The organism is Paenibacillus motobuensis (genome assembly GCF_039521865.1).
Lineage (GTDB): Bacteria > Bacillota > Bacilli > Paenibacillales > Paenibacillaceae > Fontibacillus > Fontibacillus motobuensis.
In genome coordinates, this window is sequence record NZ_BAAACX010000009.1 from 178,832 (window position 1) to 199,815 (window position 20,984).

Annotated in this window: 20 protein-coding genes and 2 pseudogenes; 4 read left to right on the forward strand and 18 right to left on the reverse strand. The window is 44.6% G+C overall.

Going from position 1 to position 20,984, the window contains the following annotated elements:
• Nucleotides 1–18: 18 nt before the first annotated feature.
• The 5 genes and pseudogenes from ABD014_RS11500 to ABD014_RS11520 all read right to left on the reverse strand — a co-directional run bounded on the left by ABD014_RS11500 (nucleotide 19) and on the right by ABD014_RS11520 (nucleotide 6,055).
• Nucleotides 19–2,460 carry a heavy metal translocating P-type ATPase gene (locus ABD014_RS11500; RefSeq protein WP_343861083.1) on the reverse strand — a complete coding sequence of 814 codons (2,442 nt, stop codon included), beginning with the start codon at nucleotides 2,458–2,460 and terminating at the stop codon, nucleotides 19–21.
• Between the two features lie 206 nt (nucleotides 2,461–2,666).
• Nucleotides 2,667–2,948 (reverse strand): metal-sensitive transcriptional regulator, encoded by a 282-nt coding sequence (locus ABD014_RS11505; protein ID WP_343862080.1) that lies wholly within the window; start codon nucleotides 2,946–2,948, stop codon nucleotides 2,667–2,669.
• 253 nt (nucleotides 2,949–3,201) lie between these two features.
• Entirely contained in the window at nucleotides 3,202–4,647 is a 1,446-nt protein-coding gene (locus ABD014_RS11510; RefSeq protein WP_343861084.1) for an MFS transporter, read from the reverse strand.
• A gap of 492 nt (nucleotides 4,648–5,139) precedes the next feature.
• Nucleotides 5,140–5,247, reverse strand: a pseudogene (locus ABD014_RS11515) (aminoglycoside nucleotidyltransferase ANT(9)); the annotation flags it as partial.
• A gap of 298 nt (nucleotides 5,248–5,545) precedes the next feature.
• On the reverse strand, nucleotides 5,546–6,055 hold the full coding sequence (locus ABD014_RS11520; RefSeq protein ID WP_343861086.1) for an Rrf2 family transcriptional regulator: 510 nt from the start codon (nucleotides 6,053–6,055) through the stop codon (nucleotides 5,546–5,548).
• 208 nt (nucleotides 6,056–6,263) lie between these two features.
• Here ABD014_RS11520 and ABD014_RS11525 point away from each other — a divergent pair, with 208 nt between their 5' ends.
• The gene (locus tag ABD014_RS11525) at nucleotides 6,264–6,923 is read left to right on the forward strand and encodes an FMN-dependent NADH-azoreductase (RefSeq protein ID WP_343861088.1); all 660 of its coding nucleotides are present in this window, start codon (nucleotides 6,264–6,266) and stop codon (nucleotides 6,921–6,923) included.
• A gap of 7 nt (nucleotides 6,924–6,930) precedes the next feature.
• Here the strand turns inward: ABD014_RS11525 and ABD014_RS11530 are convergent.
• The 3 genes and pseudogenes from ABD014_RS11530 to ABD014_RS11540 form a co-directional block, all read right to left on the reverse strand.
• Nucleotides 6,931–7,095, reverse strand: a pseudogene (locus tag ABD014_RS11530) (CatA-like O-acetyltransferase); the annotation flags it as partial.
• Between the two features lie 167 nt (nucleotides 7,096–7,262).
• On the reverse strand, nucleotides 7,263–7,811 hold the full coding sequence (locus tag ABD014_RS11535) for a GyrI-like domain-containing protein (RefSeq protein WP_343861090.1): 549 nt from the start codon (nucleotides 7,809–7,811) through the stop codon (nucleotides 7,263–7,265).
• A gap of 2 nt (nucleotides 7,812–7,813) precedes the next feature.
• Nucleotides 7,814–8,677 carry an AraC family transcriptional regulator gene (locus ABD014_RS11540; RefSeq protein WP_343861093.1) on the reverse strand — a complete coding sequence of 288 codons (864 nt, stop codon included), beginning with the start codon at nucleotides 8,675–8,677 and terminating at the stop codon, nucleotides 7,814–7,816.
• Nucleotides 8,678–8,859: 182 nt separating this feature from the next.
• Here ABD014_RS11540 and ABD014_RS11545 point away from each other — a divergent pair, with 182 nt between their 5' ends.
• Nucleotides 8,860–9,834, forward strand: a complete 975-nt coding sequence (locus ABD014_RS11545) for a MerR family transcriptional regulator (protein WP_343861095.1) — start codon at nucleotides 8,860–8,862, stop codon at nucleotides 9,832–9,834.
• On the opposite strand, the gene ABD014_RS11550 is transcribed toward ABD014_RS11545, so the two are convergent.
• Together ABD014_RS11550 and ABD014_RS11555 are read right to left on the reverse strand one after the other, a co-directional pair.
• Nucleotides 9,816–11,294, reverse strand: a complete 1,479-nt coding sequence (locus ABD014_RS11550; protein ID WP_343861097.1) for an alpha/beta hydrolase — start codon at nucleotides 11,292–11,294, stop codon at nucleotides 9,816–9,818. The genes ABD014_RS11545 and ABD014_RS11550 overlap by 19 nt on opposite strands.
• A 252-nt stretch (nucleotides 11,295–11,546) precedes the next feature.
• A complete protein-coding gene (locus ABD014_RS11555) occupies nucleotides 11,547–12,173 on the reverse strand; it encodes a L,D-transpeptidase family protein (RefSeq protein WP_343862082.1) in 627 nt (208 codons plus the stop codon).
• A 332-nt stretch (nucleotides 12,174–12,505) separates the two neighbouring features.
• On the opposite strand from ABD014_RS11555, the gene ABD014_RS11560 reads away from it, so the two are divergent.
• Nucleotides 12,506–12,784: a hypothetical protein gene (locus ABD014_RS11560; protein ID WP_343861099.1), complete on the forward strand. Its 279-nt coding sequence runs from the start codon at nucleotides 12,506–12,508 to the stop codon at nucleotides 12,782–12,784.
• 109 nt (nucleotides 12,785–12,893) lie between these two features.
• On the opposite strand, the gene ABD014_RS11565 is transcribed toward ABD014_RS11560, so the two are convergent.
• From ABD014_RS11565 to ABD014_RS11590, 6 genes are all read right to left on the reverse strand, one after another.
• Entirely contained in the window at nucleotides 12,894–13,268 is a 375-nt protein-coding gene (locus tag ABD014_RS11565; RefSeq protein ID WP_251410470.1) for a hypothetical protein, read from the reverse strand.
• 234 nt (nucleotides 13,269–13,502) lie between these two features.
• Nucleotides 13,503–13,757 (reverse strand): acyl carrier protein, encoded by a 255-nt coding sequence (locus ABD014_RS11570; RefSeq protein ID WP_343861103.1) that lies wholly within the window; start codon nucleotides 13,755–13,757, stop codon nucleotides 13,503–13,505.
• On the reverse strand, nucleotides 13,758–14,162 hold the full coding sequence (locus ABD014_RS11575) for a hypothetical protein (RefSeq protein WP_343862142.1): 405 nt from the start codon (nucleotides 14,160–14,162) through the stop codon (nucleotides 13,758–13,760). It lies immediately after the preceding gene.
• On the reverse strand, nucleotides 14,111–14,614 hold the full coding sequence (locus ABD014_RS11580) for an HAD-IIIC family phosphatase (RefSeq protein ID WP_343861104.1): 504 nt from the start codon (nucleotides 14,612–14,614) through the stop codon (nucleotides 14,111–14,113). The genes ABD014_RS11575 and ABD014_RS11580 overlap by 52 nt, the downstream gene beginning before the upstream one ends.
• The gene (locus ABD014_RS11585; protein WP_343861105.1) at nucleotides 14,607–15,080 is read right to left on the reverse strand and encodes a GNAT family N-acetyltransferase; all 474 of its coding nucleotides are present in this window, start codon (nucleotides 15,078–15,080) and stop codon (nucleotides 14,607–14,609) included. Before ABD014_RS11585 ends, ABD014_RS11580 begins: the two co-directional genes overlap by 8 nt.
• Nucleotides 15,061–16,263 carry a bis-aminopropyl spermidine synthase family protein gene (locus tag ABD014_RS11590; protein ID WP_343861107.1) on the reverse strand — a complete coding sequence of 401 codons (1,203 nt, stop codon included), beginning with the start codon at nucleotides 16,261–16,263 and terminating at the stop codon, nucleotides 15,061–15,063. The genes ABD014_RS11585 and ABD014_RS11590 overlap by 20 nt, the downstream gene beginning before the upstream one ends.
• Before the next feature lie 671 nt (nucleotides 16,264–16,934).
• On the opposite strand from ABD014_RS11590, the gene ABD014_RS11595 reads away from it, so the two are divergent.
• On the forward strand, nucleotides 16,935–17,690 hold the full coding sequence (locus ABD014_RS11595; RefSeq protein WP_343861108.1) for a YheC/YheD family protein: 756 nt from the start codon (nucleotides 16,935–16,937) through the stop codon (nucleotides 17,688–17,690).
• A 281-nt stretch (nucleotides 17,691–17,971) separates the two neighbouring features.
• Here ABD014_RS11595 and ABD014_RS11600 read toward each other — a convergent pair whose 3' ends face one another.
• Together ABD014_RS11600 and sufB are read right to left on the reverse strand one after the other, a co-directional pair.
• Complete coding sequence (locus ABD014_RS11600) at nucleotides 17,972–19,459, reverse strand: MDR family MFS transporter (protein WP_343861109.1); 1,488 nt, start codon at nucleotides 19,457–19,459, stop codon at nucleotides 17,972–17,974.
• A 125-nt stretch (nucleotides 19,460–19,584) separates the two neighbouring features.
• Entirely contained in the window at nucleotides 19,585–20,982 is a 1,398-nt protein-coding gene (gene sufB, locus ABD014_RS11605; protein ID WP_343861111.1) for a Fe-S cluster assembly protein SufB, read from the reverse strand.
• Nucleotides 20,983–20,984: the final 2 nt, after the last annotated feature.

The following is a 20,984-nucleotide window of genomic DNA, read 5'->3' on the forward strand; positions in this document are numbered from 1 at the left end:
TGTTTTCATTTAAAAAAGCTATTTTTTAGCTTTTATTTTGACCCGTTGAAGTCGAAGTGCATTCAGTACGACAGAGACGGAGCTAAGAGCCATTGCCGCTCCTGCGACCCACGGTGCCAACAATCCGATGGCTGCTATTGGAATACCAAGCGTGTTATACCCAAGAGCCCAAAACAGATTTTGCCGGATGTTCCTCATCGTTTTGCGGCTCATATAGATCGCGTCTGGAATGCTCGTCAAGTCACCACGCATGAGGGTCACGTCGGCAGCTTCCATGGCAACATCGGTCCCCGTTCCAATGGCCATCCCGATATCTGCTGTGGCCAGAGCCGGCGCATCATTGATGCCATCCCCAACCATCGCAACGGTTTTTCCTTGTGCTTGAAGTGCTTTAACTTCTTCTGCTTTTCCTTCAGGAAGGACTTCAGCGCGTACATGATCTATTCCAACCTGAGCCGCGATCGCTTTAGCGGTGCGCTCATTATCCCCGGTAATCATAATGACCTGAATTCCCATTTCTTTTAATCGACTGACAGCTTCTTTCGAGGTTTCTTTAATGGTGTCGGCCACCGCGACCATACCCGCATACCGGTTTTCGATGGCAACAAGCATTGCGGTTTTCCCGGTTTCCTCGAGCCGGGACATCGTTTCATAAGCTTGCGTTGCTTTGACTTCATACTTTTCCATTAAACGACGTGTGCCGATCAGCAATTCTTTACCTTCAACTACAGCTTTAATTCCGTAGCCAGGAATCGCTTCAAAGACTTCAGTTCCAGGAAGCGTGATTTGGCGTTCCTGGATTCCTGCCACAATCGCTTCGGCCAAAGGATGCTCCGAGTTTCTTTCGGCAGCGCCGACAAGTCTCAGAAACTCTTCTTCATCACCTTCGGTGATTACATCGGTCAGTTCAGGTTTACCTTTGGTGACTGTTCCGGTTTTATCCAGGATGATCGCGTTAATCTTATGGGTCTGCTCCAAGTGCTCTCCACCCTTGAACAGTATCCCAAGCTCTGCTGCTCGCCCGGAACCGGCCATAATGGAGGTCGGGGTTGCCAAGCCGAGAGCACACGGGCAGGCAATGACAAGAATAGCTATCGCTTTTTCCAAAGCTTCTGCAAACTCACCTGGTGTTACGAAGAAGAACCAAACCAGGAAAGCTACAATTGCAATCCCTACAACAATCGGAACGAAAATACCCGAAATTATATCTGCCACCCGCTGAATAGGGGCTTTAGAACCTTGCGCCTCTTCTACAACCTTGATAATCTGCGCCAGAGCCGTTTCCTTACCGACCTTCGTAGCTTGGATGCGCAGCATGCCATTTTTATTAATGGTCGCTCCGATCACCGTATCTCCAGCTTTCTTCTCCACCGGCAAGCTCTCGCCTGTTAACATGGATTCGTCAACGGATGAGGTTCCTTCGAGCACTAGGCCATCTACAGGGACTTTATCACCGGGACGAACGAGAACAATGTCACCAGTAATGACTTCATCAACCGAGATCGTCATCTCTTGGCCATCGCGCACAACAAGCGCGGTCTTGGCTTGAAGTCCCATTAAGGATTTGATCGCTTCTGAGGTACGGCCTTTGGCGAGTGATTCAAACAATTTACCCATGATGACCAGCGTGATCAGAATGGCACTGGTCTCATAATACAAGGATGGACCGTGATGAACACTGCCACCTGCAGCGAACCATTTCAGCGTCAGGTACAGGCTGTAAGAATAAGCCGCTGACGTTCCTAATGATACCAACACGTCCATATTCGCGCTTCCATTTCGCAGCGCTTTATAAGCGCCGACATAGAATTGTTTGCCTACATAAAACTGAACCGGTGTAGCTAAGATGAGCTGAAACCATGGATTCATCAGAATATCCGGCATGTAAATCCAAGAGGTAAACGAAAAATGTGCAACCATGCTCCAGAGGAGCGGGAAGGATAAGATCGCCGAGAGGAGCAAAAGTCGTTTTTGATGCTTAATTTCTTGTTTGCGGTGATCACCGGCTTTTTTTGTCTCTTGCTTCGTCACCGCTTTATAACCAAGCTGTTTTACCTTGTTCTGCATTTCAGTGATCGAGATATCTCCAGGTGAATATTCCACTCTTGCTGTTTCCATGGCAAAATTGACGGATGCATGTGTAACCCCTGGAAGTTTACTCAAGCCTTTTTCGATTCGATTTGCGCATGCTGCACAAGTCATACCTTCCAGGTTAAAGTTAACCACCTCTTTGGCAGTGTCGTATCCCAGCTTTTTGATCGTTTCCTCTAATTGATCAACACCGACTCTGCCTGGATCATAGGTTACGCTGGCTTTTTCCAAAGCAAAATTGACGTTGGCTGAAGAAACACCCTCCAGTTTGTTCAAGCCTTTTTCAATTCGATTTGCGCATGCTGCGCAAGTCATGCCTGTGATTTGCAAGGTTGTCTGTTTACTTTCATTTCTAGCCTGTGCTTCCATGATTCATCACTCCTACTGGATAATGGCAAATTCAATTTGTTGTTTTAGTTTTTCATTTTCGGGGTATTCGCACCCTTGAACTTCTTGTATTTAGTATACCCCCGTACCCTATATTAAGTCAATGGGTTTCCCATTTTTTTGTGTACCCCAGTACCCTATAATGATGATCTAAAAAAGAGCAGCACCAAGTGCTGCTTCAACCTCATCTATTTCATTAATTTATTCATCGTGGTTAACAGTTCATCCAGTACTTCTGTATCGCCGTCTTGTATACGCTCGATGACGCAGCTTTTCATGTGATGTTCCAGCAATAGCTTACCCACCCCGTTTAATGCGGACTGGACTGAAGCAATCTGATTCAGAACGTCATCACAATAGGTGTCTTTTTCAATGAGGCCCTTAATGCCGCGAATCTGTCCTTCAATACGATTCAATCTAGAAATCATATTACTTTTCTCTTTATCCGAATGATGGCTCTTCCGCCCCATTTCATCGCTGGAACAGCATCCTGGTTCTTGGGTTAACGATTCCTTTTTCGTTTCAACTTCAACATTCATTCCATTCACCCTCCATTCTTGAAATACACGATAATTCTGTGGCGATTCAATTATTTGTTTTTCTTATACTAATTTATACCCCCCCTCCCCTATGCTGTCAAGTTATATATACAGCTTATCCTTTCCCGTTCTTCCTCAAAAATGAAGAACTCCAGCCTGGGAATAGGCAGGAGTTCGGTTTGAATTACATCGTATTTGACATGGTGGTATCAGCTTGTTTTGGGGATCGTACAAACAATAGGGTTAACAGGGCTCCGGCAAAGGCAACGATTCCAGACCATAAGAAGGCAGATTGAAATCCGGCGTTAAGGGTTGCCGCAGGATTGTCACCCGTTTGGACAGCGGTTGTGGTGGCTGCGATCGTCACCATGATGGCAAGACTGATGGCGGAGCCAATCTGATAACTCGTATTAGCTAGACCGGACGCCAGTCCGGCCTCCTCGGGTTTTGCTCCGGACATCGCAGTCATCATGGATGGTATATAGGCCAGTGACATACCAAGTGCACCCAAAAGCGACGCAGGAAGCACGTTTACCAGGAAGCTTCCATCCACTGGCGTATTATTGGAGAATAAAATCAAGGAAGCACCCAGAGCTGTAAGCCCTATGACGATATTTGCTTTCACTCCGAATTTGGCGATTAATTTACCAGTCACCACGATCATGAAGATGGCAATTAATATAGTCATCGGGAGCAAAGCAACCCCGCCAGTAAATGCTGAAAATTTGAGAACTTGCTGCATGTAGAGGTTGAGGAAATACCATAACGGAATCCATCCACCGGACAACATGATCAAAGCGATGTTTCCAGCAGCCAGGTTCGGAGCCTTGAAAATTTTTAAAGGGATCAAAGGTTCTTTTTTGACTGCCTGAATGATTAGGAAAAGGATGAAGAGTGCTGCACCTGAGATGAGGGTCCATACTGTGGTTGGGGCTCCCCATCCATTATGTTCTGCCGTAACGATGCCGTACACGATTAATACCAAAGCTGCGGTGACAAAAAGGGAACCGATGATATCGATGCTTCCTTTTCCTCTTTTCCCTTTTGGCAGCAGTCCCGGCGATAAAATGAGTGCGAGAATCCCGACGGGAACATTAATTAGAAATGTCCATTCCCAGCTGAGCCACTGCGTAATGACACCGCCAAGAAATACACCAGCGGAACCTCCTGCAGCAGCAGATGCACCCCAAAATCCCATGGCTTTACCTAATTCTTTCGGATTACCACTAAACAGGGTCATAACAATCGTTAAGGCCGAGGGAGCAATCAAAGCCGACCCGAATCCTTGCAAAGCACGCCCGATATTTAAAACATTCTCATTCCAAGCAAGACCCGCCAGCAATGAAGCCAGAGTAAGAATTAAAAATCCCCACATAAACATGCGTTTATGTCCAAACAAGTCAGATAGTTTTCCTCCAAGCAACAAGAGTCCTCCAAAAAAGATAACGTATGCATTAAAAACCCATTGCAAGCTTTCCTGGGAATACCCCAGAGCTTCTTTGATAGCAGGTAAGGCAACTCCGATAATCGATGTATCCATAATCACCATAAAATTCGCAAGGCATAACAACGCTAGTGCCATCCATCGTCTTGGATCAGCTTGGGAAAGACTTTGGGTCTGTATTGACATGAGTGGACCTCCTACAATTGAATTCATCGACACTCCCTTGACAAGACCCTTATTCACCCGTGACGGCCGTCATTGACGAGTGTTGGATCCCATAAATTACCGGTCGATGATGATATAGTATAGCCCCCTATCCTATATTGTCAAGACTGTTTTTATTTTATGTTGTGTTAGTTCATGATTTGAATCGTGAAGAGATCGTTTAAGGTAAAATTTCAAACAAGAGGAACACTCCAAATAAAGTCCATGATGAACAATAATCCCCACCAGTTGTTGCTACTGGTGGGGATTATTGTTATTTCACGTATTTCACAAGTGTTAAGAGACCACTTAGTTCCACATCGAAGAAGCACCAAAAAAAGGTACCAAGCTAGCCCGTTTCATTGGTGATTCCTCCATCATGTGTTAGCCCTATTATGCTAACTCCAGAAATGGCTTATGCAGCCAAGTCCATATCTTTGAGGAAGAAATGATTACAGAAGGCGTCCTTTGATGAGAACCAAATAGATATACCCCGACTATTGCACTGCCAAGCAACTCCTCTACAACTTTTAATGCTTGGATCGCTTCCTTCGGTATTTTTTCTTTATTCAAGTCGCTCATCAACTATAAGCTCCTCCTGTCTAAAATGTACTCTTAAAGACAGATACTCATATGTGTTGACTACATAAGAATATTGCTGGTTAGTGCAAATAAGTGTTTTTTATTTTGGATGCTGTTGCGTTACGCAGTGAATCATACCTGTACCTTTTCCATTTACTTCGATTCCCCCACCTTCCAGACAAACACTAGTCTCAAACTGAGCAGTCTCTTCTTTTTAACAAAGTAAAAGGACGTGAGGATCGCATTACTAACTCATGCCCCGAAGACGCTTCAACTCAAATATTGCGCCCAATTTGATTTAGTTTGATTTTTTATTTCTAAAATAGTTTCGACTGTCACTTCGTACTTTCTCAGGCAAAACATGATCCAGCTCCCGATTTAACCAAGCAAGAGTTTTATTACGTAAAGCCCCGCGCATTTGCTCTTCTGCTTCTAGCATTGCCAAGTTAATTGTACATATTGGATTGCTTTGAGTACATGACGTACATTCTTCATTATCTCTATACATTAAATTCGTTTTTAATATATTTTTACATTGGAAAACAGGTTTCTTTCCTTCAACTGCTTCAATTACATCCCAAAACGAAATTTCCTCGGGAAGTCTAGCTAATTTATACCCCCCCTTTACTCCAGGTGTTGAACTCACAATACCAGCCCTAGACAATTTACCGAAAACTTTCGAGAGATACGTTTCCGAAAGCCCTTGAAATTCTGAAAGGTCCTTTATTCCTATAGTTTCTTCATGTGGAATATCTATCAAATAAACAAGGCTATGCAAAGCATATTCAACCATTACACTGTATTGCATATATCATATCACCTGCTTTCATGTTAAGAGGCACACAAAGACATAGTATAGCATCCATATCATTTTGTAAATTTACATAGATTAAATGACTGTATTCTTGACATTCGACGGGGCATATTATATTATGGACCTCATTAATCGCCGATTAAATTAATCGACAATTAGAAAAACCAATATAGATACTTTTCATTCAAGGAGGAAAATACTCATGAGTAAATTACTTATCATCAATGCACACCCAGATTTTGATTCTAATACCTCTGCTAGTCTGAATGTGTTTAATTACTTTCTAAAAGTATACAAAGAAAATAATTCAAAAGACGAAGTGATTGAAAGAATTAATCTGTACGAAGACGAAGTGCCCCTATTAGATAAAAATGTACTTAACGCATGGAGGAAACAAGCGGAAGGAAAAGAATTAACAAGCCAAGAAAAAGAAATAACAAACCGCATGAATGAGATACTAAAACAATTCAAAAGTGCTGATAAGTACGTAATTGTTTATCCATTGCATAACTTTAATATCCCCTCAAAACTAAAGGATTATATGGATAATATTATGATTTCAAGGGAAACGTTTAAATATACAGAGACTGCATCGGACAATGGTAGAAGATCCGTCGGTCTTCTCAATGATGGAAGAAGTATGGTTGTCATTCAAGCCAGTGGATCAATATACACCAATAATGACTATTATACCGAGGTGGAGTACTCACATAAATTTTTGAAGTCCATGTTTCATTTGATTGGAATCGAAGATTTTGAAACCATTCGAGTACAAGGATTAGCTGTTCTGGACAGAGATGAAGTATTACAAAAAGGGTATAAAGAAGCTGAGGAGCAAGCTTTAAAATTAGCAATTAAATAGGAAAATATTAAGGCAGCCGACTGTGATGGTTTATTACCGTAGATATCATGTGGATGAGTGCTGGGTATAGCTTAATCTTCTTTTTCTTTAGTTCAGACAGTAGACGGGTAATGTCAATATTTGCTGTCATGCTGTAGGTGCATCTAACATCGTTTAAATAATGTTCAAAATAGGGTTTTCTACTATTTTAGGAAGTCTACTCGACAGCTTTTTTCATATCCACATCACATTCCTTCAAGAAATTATTATGTAAAGAGGAGAATACCATCTTCATAGTCCAAAACCAAAATATTGCTTTCAGATGATTGCTATCTCTAATTAGTAATTTGAACTCTACTCTTACTTTTGCTTAATCGGCATATAAAAATCAAGTATCAGTATTTTTTGTCCATGTTTTTGGGGGATTCCAAATCTTTGATCCGTATAAACTTCACATGAGAAGTAATTTTGCCAATCCACTTCATATCCATTTTGATGAATGGCTTCCATTGTCAGTTGATGTGCATTCGGGTAAATATCATGCTCTTCGCCCTCAATCCATGTTTTTGCAATGGTGCAAGCTGGTATGTCATATGCTGCATACCCATCAGGAACAGGTATATTAGCTTTCATTAAAAAGCCTGCAACGTAAGTAAATGTTTCATCCTCTTTGTTGAAATCTCTTGTGTATCCCTCGTAACCATTCGGCGTTTCGGCAGGACAATATTCAGTCATGTTTTCAAGAATATCAAACGTGCCGTCGGAAAAGCATTGTTTCCACAACGATGGAATTGTTGGATATTTTGATGGGAAGATAGGATTAAAGTTTTCAATCTTGGTTCTAATTTCTTTTCCAACCATCTTGTACGGACCAAAATCAACAAATTCAATTTTTTTCAATTTAGCCACTGTCATCTTCCTTTCGAAATAATAGGAACCCATAGTTCATTTTGAGGATGGTGTCCTGGAGGATAATAGCATTCAACTGCTGGTAAGTCTGCCAATACATAATTTGATGTAGGAACCCAATCCGTATACAGTCGCTTCCAAGCATTAATAAGGTCAGCAGGATTTTGGGCTTCAAATATGACCCATTGGCTTTTAGGGAAAGTCAGCTTTTCCATATCCGCAGGAGTTTCTTTTTCATAAGGAACAGCCAAGTGATAGAAGAAAGTATCATTTTTGCCCCAGTCACCTCCTGATAAAATACCCAGTATGCCTTTAGGTACTTTTTCAGAGTTTTCACCCATTAAACTCTGTAATTTGTCACCAATACCATTCTGTCGTGCTTCTTGCCAGATCTTAGGTATGGAATTGAACGCATGATCATTATTCACGCAATTTTTGAAACCTGCAGTTGAAAACCCAGGTTTTTTTTCAATTCTGTAGTTCATTTCTGTTCTCCCCGCAATCGAAATGTGGAAAGACATACGTGGATAAGCCTTCAGTTTTACACCTGATTTACGAGATGATGTTGGTGAAATCCCGTGAAGTTCACGAAATGCCCGTGTAAATGAAGCATGAGATTTATAACCATATATTTGTGCAATTTCAATCACACTTTTGTTGCTTTGCTGCAGCTCAAAAGCAGCAAGTGTCAGCCTTCTTCTTCTGATGTATTCAGAAAGCGTCACCTCTGAAATAAACGCAAACATTCGTTGGAAATGATAATCCGGGCAACAAGCTGCTTTTGCAGCTTGCTTATAATCAATTTCACCAGTCAAGTTGTCCTCGATATAGTCAATTGCTGCATTCATTCGATCAAGCCAATCCACTATTGGTCCTCCTTCCATATAAAGTCTAGCAGAAAAATAAACTGCTGCTTTGCAGTTGTTGTACAAAATATGCAAAAGAAAAATTACGACTGCACTTATCCGTTCCGCAAATTGAAAATCGTCATTCCTTTCGGTACAATTAATTCCAAACATCGTATGATTCCAAGCAAAGGGGCGATCACTTGCGTAAAGATACCAAAACCATCGGCGAGGTGGCGAAAATGCTGGGCACGACCGTAAAAACCGTCCGTTATTATGACGACATCACTCTATTGAAACCATCGAGCCACAGCGAAGGGGGACACCGGTTATATACTTCTGAAGATATTTCCCGTCTGCGGCTGATCACAACGCTGCGCTATCTGGACTTCGGCATTGACGAGATCCGCCAAGTAATGGCCGGAGAGATTCAGCTCACTACAGCACTCGACTGGCAGATTGAAGCGCTGGAAACCCAGGTCAGTACTCTGACTAATATGATTTCGATTCTGCGCCAAGCCAAAGAGCATGATTCAACAGGTACTTCCCTGCAATACATGAATGAGTTGGTCGACTCATTGTCCATGAATGCCGATAAGCGAAACCGGTTCATATCCAGCAAAATAGAAGAAATACAAGCACTTGGTCAGTTGCCGGCCGAATGGCAGAATACCTTTTTATATTTGTTCAATAAATATATTATCAATGAAGTCAAAGTAACGGCTGGTCAGACCGTAGCTTGGAACGAACTGCAAGCGCTTATGAACGACTCGCAGTATCTGGAGGATCTTGTCCGTTACGAACTGCCCTTTTTCAATATGGTCAGGCACCCCCGCGTTCCCGCTGCGGACTGGATCAGAACGCTGGAGAACATCCGGGTCCGGGTGGAAGCGGCCCTGCAACAAAGATTATCAGCAGACAGCGCTGTTGTACAGACTATTGTTGAGGATTTTGTGATGTTGTATGCGAGTCAGGAGCAGTTCCGTGATAAAGCCGCCTTTTTCCGCCAATATGCTCAATCCATGCTTCATGCTCCTACCGAGCGGATGGAACGCTTCAATAAACTGTGCTTGCTCCTCAATCCCAAATGGGACGTCGTTGTAAGAGGCAACGCCTTGCTGATGCAAGGATTGCAATGGAAATTCAGGCAGGAGGACTCTCACTCCGCTCCTTGTTGAAGTGTATACTCTGGATGGTCTCCAAGGTTGCAGTCCAAATATTGCAAGGGCTGCCCTTTTAGATAATGGTCAAAAAAATCAAGCGTGTACTCGTTAATTAACTCATGCGTTCCGCGCACGTCCACCCCTTCCATCCATCCAAACAAGGGAGTAAGCAGATACAGGTCCGAGAAACTCATATGTTTGCTGTGCTTAAAAGTCATCCAATAATTTCCTCCGGCGGTTACCGGTTCATACCGGGCAAACAACTCATCATAGTAGGCTGCAATCTCTTCCCTGTCCGTCCCCAGCGCGGCAATCTCTGCATCGCCGGTGTGGTCCACCCCTTTTAACGTGTCATCGGCACTCATGAGCAGAAAAGGCTTCTTCAAGCCGTAGGCAGGAATCCGCTTTTCACCGTAAAGTACACCATCCATATCAATACCCGCTTTTATTCTGGAATCGTCCAGTAGCATTTGTACCGTCGTGGCTCCCCCAAAGGAATGGCCGAACATGCCCATATGTTCAAGATCGATCCGGCCGGTAAACAGACCGCCAGGGTCATTCGCAGACAATGCTTCGATTTGGTCAAGCACAAACTTCGCATCTTCCACCCAGACTTGATTGCGCTCGTCCATAAAAGAATACTTCATTTGTTCATAGCCCGTCTTGCCTTCCGAATCAAACTTCACCACATGCTGGTCCGGGAATACGGAAGCCACGCTGCTATAGGCATGTTCAATCCCTACGACAATATAGCCGTGGCTTGCCAATTGCTCGACTTGGAACGTGTTCTGATTCTTGTAGCCCATAAATCCATGCGAGAACAAAAGTACAGGATATTTAGATTCTGTATCCGCCAGCCTGGCATTCGTAATAGCATGGGTATTGACCAGTTTCAACCCTGAGAATAAAAACTCCGGCAGCTGCAATAATTCATGCAGTCCTTCTACATACGCAGCAGGATCAGATAAATATGGTGCCGCTTTCCCTGTAGCCTCCGAATTTGCAGGATACCAGATTTGAACCATTAATTCGCGGGAATCACCGGACGCTTCAGTAAACTTTTCTTCCCGTGCAGAATCAGTCCAATGGTAGGTCGCTGTTCCTATCGCGTAGGGGCCTGTGGGTCCCGAGAAAGAAAATACAGGGAACAGGAGCGGCAGAACAATGGCCACGGCAGCATAAACTACTGTAACTCCCCCAAAGAGTACTGCCTTCCATCGCCGCCGCGGCTTGTTTGATGGCCTTGCTGCAGATCGGAAGAAAAATCTTGCTCCTCCCGTAATCGCCCATAGTGTGATCAGATACACCGGAATCATCGGCCACCGCAACCCTTCCACGAATGCATGGACAAGCAGCAAAACAGCAGAAATGCCGCCGCCTATCTGCCACTCATGCTGTGATTTGGGACGTCCTAGGGTTAACCGCCCCATCAACAATACATTAAATAAGACAAGCACGATTTCAATTAATCTCATGATTCTATAATCCTCCTTAGATTTCTCTTCTGGTTGCCGACCTGATTCCAAGTATAAAACCTCCTGTTAGAGGAGAATCAATACCTATTTATTCGATGAATGAGGAACCCAAACAGCTACATGAAAATAAAAAAAAGCCCGATAAATCAGGCTTTTCAACTTTCCGAATGTAACCATATTTTATACTTTTCTCTATTTGGAACAAGAAATATAATCTTCCTTTCCTATTATTCAAAAGGGTACGGCCTAATTTCATTCTAACAGACCGAACTTTTCGTACACTTTCAGAGTAACGACGCCATTCGGGATGAGACCGTTCTGACGTTGAAATTTTTTAAGCGCTATTGTTGTGGAAGATCTGAACCTTCCATCACATTGACCGTGAAAATATCCTGCGTTTTGCAATCTGTTTTGTACGAGCTGAACGTCAGCACCGACGTCCCCTTCACTTATCAATCTCGGTTCTTGATTCGCTTCGCCAAGCACATGGCCGAATATGGTTACTTTCGTTCCGATAGGAATCAATTCGTATAATTTCTCGACATCCCGATTTCTCATTCGAATACAGCCGTGGCTGGCATGTTGGCCAATGGAGTAAGGCTTGTTGGTACCGTGGATTCCATATGTCCCCCAAGGCACATTCAAGCCAATCCAACGGGAACCGAATGAAGGGCCCCAATTTTTCCCTTTATAAGTAACAATATATTCTCCGACGGGAGTTGGCGTGGAAGGATTGCCGACCGCTACCGGGAAGCTTTTATAAGGAATTTGGTCTAAATAAACGACAAGCTGATGTCGTTCCGGGAATACTTCAATCGTAATAGGACCGTTATCTTTGACGATCGGAAGCGATGGATTCGCATAGATATGTATCGGCATGAATGTTTGGATGAAAAATAAAATAAACAGTATGCCCAAAACTTGAGCTCGGTATTTAATCATTGCCATTCTCCTATGTAATTTTTCCATTAGCTTGACCAGAAGTCTGGAATTCATACAAGCATTTAGTTTAGCAAATAGCATTTGAAGGTCCTCATCTTCAACATCACAAAAAGTGGACATCCGTTATCCCAAACGGATGTCCACAAGTCAGATACTTAGGCTCCCAGCCGTACTCCTTCCGGCTTTTATTATGAAGAATACATAATGCGAGGACAGAAAACAATAATAATTGCGATTGAATACCATTTATGAAAAGGAGACCCTTTACCATGCATTCAGATTTCGAAAGTCCATTTACACGAATTCACCTGTTGTATCATGCGAATCAAAATGCCATTACCCCTGAGGAGATCCAACCCGAAATTAATAGCCACGGCTATCATTTTAGTCCAGAGCAAGTTAAACAAGAGCTGGATCATCTAACGAGTGAAGGTTATATAACTAGTATAGGTTCCCAATACGATATTACCTTAAAAGGAAAAGATGAACTTCGAAGTGTCCAGCAGCATTTGGAGACATTATATCAAGAAGTCGCAAAGAATAAATAATAAACAGTCCTATATGCCGGAACAGATCGAAGGAATAACTGCTTTGGCTGAAAACAAAAAACCTCCATCGCCACCGTAAGGAGCAAAGTGGCTGTGGAGGTTTTAATGTTTAATTGTAGCCCAGATAGGCAACGACAGTGAAATCACCCGGCGAGTCTAAGACAAGTCTATACTGTCCGTCGGGTTGATTCGAAGCCAAAGCAACCTTGAGACGTGCATATTGACCTGCCGCAATGGTATTCGTCGAATTACTCCCTACCAGCACATCTCCGGTCGGGGTAACCCGGTAAAGTTTAAAATTAACCCCGAGGCTAATCTGCCCGTTGTTTATGAAGTTGCCTTCGATATAAATATTGCCATGGGCTTGGACCGGCGCCCAAGTATCATTGCCTGTACCCGGTCCGCTCGAGGCCGCCAAACTAGTGGAAGCAAAACTGAACAGCAGGACAAGCAGGAAAGCGAAAGACACGATTTTTCTTTTCATACCATCTCAAGCTCCTTTTTTCATAGAGTGAACTCGACAAGCACTTTCTTTGTACCAGGCGGATGGTCTTTTACGTTTCGAATTCGTTTTCAAATTGAATGCCGTCGGTTGGCCGAACACCTCCCAATAGTAGAGTAATCGGGATATTCTGGCTGTTGTTATAAATATACATTACTTTTTTTACCATAGTCTATAAAAATTCCCTTAATTTTATATGAGTTTTTTATGAATATATCATGTTATTTTCTTCAGAAAAGAAACAATATTCCCCACACTCGACAAGTTATCCAGCGTTAGATCTTCATCACCAATGCTGATTTCAAACGTCTGCTCCAACTGAACGATCAGCGCGACAGCGGTGACCGAATCAAGTATGCCTCGCTGCCCAAGCAGAATTGTTTCCATGGACACCTCTTTGCTTCCTAATAGAGTTTGCACGATTTGAGAAACCTTGTGCTCCAATTCCCAGCGACCCCCTTGTTCAATCATTTAATGACACTCCTTTTCTATTTCCAAATGAATCCATTCCGGCCCTGAATAAGTATAGGGAAACGGCAGCACATAAATCGATTCCTCCACCCCCTGCATACGGCGCCTAAAACCTAACAGTTGCAGCAATAGTAGAGCAGGCCAATTTCGTTTCTGTGACCGATAACGACACACTGCTTCGGTCAACCGTGGCCTATCTTGATGCATTCTGGATAAAACAGCTCCCAAAAAAGCAGTACCGATACCTCGCCCCTCCATACGGCAGGAAATACAAAAAAGCTCGATTTCTGCTGCCGAATCATGAACATGCACCATCGCCATCGCCACAATCCCATGATCGCCAAAACGGTCCTTCATTTGTCCGAGATAGATGTACTTTCCTTCCGAAATGTGTTCCGCACCCATCGCGACATCATTTGTTGACGGCGTTTGGAGGATTCCTCCGAGATGACAAACTGAAATTCGGGAAGTTCGGGCAGTTCCGCTGTGTCATCGGCTTCGTACACATTAACCTCAGGCAGATACGTACTCACTTCATACCGTTCATATGGGTTGTCGTCAATAAAAGCAAGCGCATCGGTGTTGATGTTCATCTCTTGGGCGATTTTTCGAATGCTGTCCGTTTTTGAGCCCCAGCCGAATTGCGGATATAGGAAAAAGTGATCGATCCCAAGCTCCGCCAGCTTTTGAGAGGCCTGATCAGGATCGTTTCGACTGGCGATACTCTGCAAAATCCCACGATGATCAAGCGTACGCAAAACCTCCCTGATGCCCGGACGCAACTTAACCTCCCCGTTTTCAGACAATGTTCCCTGCCATAATGTATCATCAAGATCCCATATCAAGCATTTAATCATGTTCTTTCTCCCCTGCTACACCGCATTCGCTATATTCCATCGTCAGATGTGTCGGCATAAAGCCATATTTTTTGTACAGGGTTCGCATCGGCAGATTATGAACATGGACATGTCCCACGATTCTTTGGACTCCTCTTTGCTTTGCGAATAATATCCCCGCTTCAAATAGCTTGTCTACGCCTGCAGTACCGCGAAAAGGCTCGCTAATGTAAAAACTCCTGAACTGCATATAAGTCTCCTGTGTAACGGAATTCATTCTGAATCCCATCCACATCCATCCCGCGGCGCAGCCGTCGATGTCCAACACCAGCATTCCAGATCGTTCGCGAATCATGGCTTTCTCCAGCTTGTGCAAGTGAAAAGACAAGTCCGTAACGGCTTCCTCGCCAAAAGAGATCTTGGAAATCTCCCGTTCCCATTTCGCTATCTCGATCAAATCGCGAGCTTCAATTTGCCGTATGATCACGCTTGTCATTCCTTTCTGGAGATACCCATTTTTTGGCCACCATCTCAAATGTATCATGACCGCAGCCCGTGCATCCTTCATTCTTAAGCTGCTCTATGGTCGCAAATTCCCCGTTAATTCCAACATACACATCTCTTGAGCACTGCTTGCAACGGTAAGTACGAAGCGTTTGTTTCACCTCGCCTGTATACAAGGCGTCCGTAAATACTTCCGGATATTCCGGTTTTGACTGATCTGTTGTTTGCAGAATGAACATCTGGCTCCGGTTGGCGATCATTTCCGCGCCTTCGTAGGCGTTGAATTGTGGGAAATTAGCACTGACCGTCAGCCCCATCCGGACAAATTCCCGTTGCATGGCAAGCATAAACGCAGGCGATTTATGGGCAAAAGACAGAAAAATCGGCAGCCCCCTCTCCCTCTTTAATGCCTGCATGCCGCGCGATACGAACAACCCCATTCCCTGGAGTGTATAGGGCGGATCTGTAAAGAAACAATCGTACTGCCCGTGCAGGTTTTCTGGCAGCGGCTCCCTCAAATCCAGCCGGTGGCACCGAATCGGCAGTCCCCGCTCCTTTGCAATCGTATCAATGTACGTTAAGAATCTTTCGTCAATATCCAGAACATCTACATGCGTAACGGTGTGACCGCCATCTGGAAACAAACGCTGCAGCAGCAGACCAATAGACACACTCACCAGGTCATCATCGCCGACACATAAAATCTTCTTTCCTATCAATACATGCTGCTTCAAACAAAGGATGGCCCGGCGCAGGCTCGTTTCCGGCGTGCATTTGGACTGATCAATCTGAACGTCCACGGAAGGCCGCAGCGACAAAAGTTCCTCCAATATATCCAGCGTATCTTTAAGACTCTCGATCCATTTTGTCTCATCAAGCAGCTCGTGATAAAGGGAATGATTCAAGCCGCGGTATCCCAACTCCCGTTCAATCGATGCGAGTCCGTCCGTTGTACAGCGGACGCCGCGTTCCTGCACGAGCGCCCCCGCCTTAATCAATTCCCGTTTAATTGCCGCAGCCACGGGGGTCGGTAGCAGCGTTTTACGTGCCAACTCTTTCGTTGAAATCCCCGGGTTCAAGTAGCATTCGAGTAGTAGCTGCTCGATCACCTGCGTCCCTTCCTGCAGCCGGGTATTCCGACTTGCTTGTTCAATGTATGTCTTCACACAAACCCTCCTAAAAATTGTTATTTTGCCATTATGAGAATACAAAAAGGGCAGGAATGAACATACGTCATCCCTGCCCTTTTTGAATACTGCCTAAATAAACACCACAAAAAAACAAAAAACCGCGCTGAAGACAGCACGGATTGTAGGTGCATAACAATAGGCAGCACTAAGGCTTTGATTATTATCCGCTGTTCTTAACTAATTCCGAAGCCTTCAAAATGCCCATCACAAAAAAACCATGCTATATCAGCAATTGGTCCCAAGGACTGTTGAAAACTTCAAGTATGGAATTTGGTTAGTTAAGAACTACCGCCGACATCAACATCTCTCCCTTAGTAAATATTACCCTATATTACTATACACGATTACTAGAGTCAAGTTGATCAGTGGGGGCTTTAACTTACATCGAAATAGTCTCATCGGAGTGACATATCTTGCGTCCCCTGAGCAATTGATTGAAATAAGCGCCGTCCCCCACACACGGACTAACTCGGCCACCGTGGTCGGCCCAACAGGGGCGGTGGGGCTTCGGATAGGCGCGGTTCTTTGGCTTATTATTTCGATGAAAATTGGTCTCGGGCTCATACCTTGGTTCAAGGCCATCATGGAGACTCGCTCTACTTTTTGGCATAAGCTAAACAAAAAAACAAGGGGTGAGTCTCTTAACAATGAAATATAAAAGTACCACCATCAAGAGTAAATGGACGAAAACTCAGTGGTTGCTTCATGATCCCTTTTTCCAAAGATACGTACCGCGTACATTATTATTTAACAAAAAAAATCTATTCGCTATGCTGGACGACTATAATATCGTCTTCTTAAAGCCAACCAATGGATCAGGCGGAAAAAATATTATCCGTATTCGTAAAACAGACAAGGGTTACCAAAGCCAGCTGAATACTACTAAAACTTCGTACTCAAGTGCAACCCAATTGTATCGGGATTTGAAACGCTTTGCAGGGAGCAGACCTTATCTGTTGCAAAAAGGAATTCGCTTAGCCAAAAGCAAAGGTAAGCCATTTGATATCCGGGTTATGGTCCAGAAAACCAGATTTGGAGATTGGGTCAGCACCGCCCTATTCACCAAAGTCGGTAACCCCAAAAAGGTAGCCACCAATTATAATCAGGGCGGAACTATTCGAACTTTCAGCAAGACGATGAACGGTGCCGTTTTCAGCTCCATCTTCACCCCACAACTGGAGCTAGAACTCAAAAGACTTGGTGTTGCCGTTGGCCGGAACTTTGACCGTCATCACAAAGGCTTCCAAGAACTCGGTCTGGATGTGGCTGTCGATTCAAAGGGGACACCCTGGATTTTGGAAGTGAACACTCGGCCGCAAATATACCCACTTAAAGCATTAAAAGATCAGAGCTTATATAATAAGATTCTGTCCTATGGGAAGCAATATGGGCGTTTTAAATAGCCATAAAGTTAAACAAACCACCTTAATAACTAAACTGCCGAGCTCTGTGCCCGGCAGTTAGATTGAAGATACTATCATAATTATCTTTATAGGGTGCACAGTCGTTTCCAGTAGTGCTATTGATTCTGCTGCTTGTGGCTTTGATTATTGTGTGGAGTGTGAAGAGACACGGCTTCCCCCGATAACAATAAACACACAGATAACAAGCGTAACCTACGAACCAGGTTATTTATTCTTTATCGTTCTATCAATGATCGTACTCTACTAGAGATACGAAATGATTAACGTAAGGGATTGGTCAAAGAGCCATCGATTGCCCGTTCCTTATTCCTCTTGGAGCGAATTGCAAAAACAAATGGTAGAGCCAGGACTACAATAAGCGTTGATAAAATGTTCAAATCGTTGATGCCCATCGTTGTGGACAGGTGGGCTAAATTCAATCCGACGTCCCCATCCGTTAGCCTAGCGGCGTGATCTGTAGTACGTGAAGATAGCAGCGTGGTGAAAAGAGCTACACCGAACGATACGAATACATTCCGCAACCAGTTCTGAATGGAGGAGGCATGGCCGATGTACTCGTAGGAAATCTCCTCCATCCCGGCGGTCGTCGCCGGCATTAGCACTAGAGCCAGACCTAAACTGCGGATCGTCATCCACAAGAGCGTATAAGCAGATGAGCTGTGGACTTGAAGCCACGCTAGCGGCAGATTTCCTACGATCATCAACAACACGCCAACAAGTAGTAGCGGCTTGGGGCCAGCCACTTTATACAGCCTACCGACAACCAAGGACATAATTGCCATGGCTAGTGTAGACGGTAACAAAATGATCCCCGTATCAAGTGGCGAATGTCCCTGAACATTTTGCAGGAAGATGGGAACGAGGAGCATGCCCGAAAAAAAGTTGATCATTACGATACATAACAATATGACCGTCGACGTGAAGCGTCGGTTTAGAAACACTCTGAGCTGTAATAGCGGCGACTCGACGGACATCTCGCGCCAAAGAAAGAGCGCCAGCGCCAATAGCCCACCTCCCAGACAAAGGAGCGTTTCGGCCGACCCCCATCCCCAACCGGAGCCTTGCGACAACGCGATCAGCAGCAGCGAGCTGGCACCGATGACCGTCAAAAGCCCCCATAAGTCGAATCCCTTTGGTACTCTCAGACGATAGTAAGGAATGAAGAAAAAGGCAATAACGATTGCAAGCAGGCCGAGCGGCACATTGGTCCAGAAGAGCCATTTCCAGGATCCGTGCTGGATAAGCCAACCTGCATAACTCGGTCCAATAGCTGGCGCCACGATCGAAGCGGCAATCCAGATGCTCATAGCAACAGACTGCTGGTGACGCGGTATGATCTGGAATATCATGGTCATCGATGCGGGCACGATAATACCGCAGAATGCACCCTGAACAATGCGGAATGCGATCAGCATCGGCGCGTTCCAAGACAAGGCGCACAGCATGGAGGCAACCGTCATGCCAAGCAAGGCGAATATATACAGTCGCTTGTAACTGAATCGTTCACCGAAATAGCCGGCAGTTGGCGCGAACGTGCCAAGCGCCAGCATAAAGCCTGTCAATGTCCATTGCACGACGTTCAAGTCGGTGGCAAATTCTTTTTGCAAAACCGGTAAAGCAATATTAATCGTATTGCTGTTCAACAGCGAAAGGAAATTTCCCATGAAAATAGCTATTATTATGGGGATGAACTTCATAGGCTTCTGAGTTAGTGACTCTTCCGTGTTGATTAAATTCTTTTTTTCCATAGCAGGTTAAACCGTCCATTTACTTATATTGTTTACTTGTTAACAAAATATCTACTCGGACACATCCGCGGCAATTTCATTCCAAGCTTTGCCCGGACGCACTGGAACGCCGGGGGAATCGGCTGCTACCCTATACTGCCTTCCATCTCCAACTTGATGAGCCTGTTCATTTCCACCGCATATTCCATGGGCAATTCTTTCGTGAACGGCTCGATGAAGCCCATCACGATCATCTGGGTCGCTTCTTCCTCGGACAGGCCGCGGCTCATCAAGTAGAAGAGCTGGTCCTCGGATACCTTGGAGACGGTCGCTTCGTGTTCCAGCGTGATATTGTCGTTCATGATCTCGTTATAAGGTATCGTATCTGACGTGGACTCATTATCGAGAATAAGCGTGTCGCATTTGATGTTAGACTTGGCGCCAAAAGCTTTTCGTCCAAAAGAAGCCAGACCGCGGTACGTCACTTTACCACCGTGTTTGCTGATCGATTTTGATATGATGGTAGATGTCGTATCCGGTGCCAGATGAATCATTTTGGCCCCAGCATCCTGATGCTGCCCTTTGCCGGCGACTGCAATCGAGAGCACCGAACCCTTGGCTCCACGTCCCTTTAACAATACGGAAGGGTATTTCATCGTCAGCTTGGAGCCAATATTGCCGTCCACCCATTCCATCGTTGCGTTTTCTTCGGCTACCGCCCGCTTTGTCACCATGTTGTAAATATTGGGGGCCCAATTTTGAATGGTTGTATATCGAGCACGGGAATTTCTCTTACAGATGATCTCCACAACGGCACTATGAAGCGAGTTCGTGCTGTAAATCGGTGCCGTGCAGCCTTCTACATAATGGACAAAGCTGTCTTCTTCCGTAATAATGAGCGTCCTTTCGAATTGTCCCATGTTCTCCGAATTGATGCGGAAGTAAGCTTGCAAAGGGACCTCGCATTTTATCCCTTTCGGAACATAGACAAAGCTACCTCCTGACCACACCGCGCTGTTAAGCGCGGCAAATTTGTTGTCGCTCGGCGGAATAATGGTGCCAAAATATTGGCGCAGCAGATCCGGATGCTCGCGCAGCGCTGTATCGGTATCTGTGAATATGACCCCTTGTTCCTCTAGCTCTTTCTGGATGCTGTGATAGACGACTTCAGATTCATACTGGGCCGACACCCCGGCAAGAAACTTCTGTTCCGCTTCCGGTATGCCAAGCTTGTCAAAGGTTTGCTTAATCTCGATCGGCACTTCCTCCCAAGTTTTCCCTTGTTTCTCGGAAGGCTTGACGTAATATTGGATATCATTGAAATCCAGGGCTCCCAAATCGCCACCCCATGCAGGCATCGGCATACTTTGGAACAATTCCAGTGACTTTAGCCGAAAGTCGAGCATCCAGCCGGGTTCCCCCTTCATCTCCGATATAGTGGCAACAATCTCACGAGTCAGTCCTTTGCCGGATTGAAACACCGCTTGATGCGCATCTTTGAAGCCATACTGATATTCTCCCAGATCTACCATTTCCTTGGCCATAT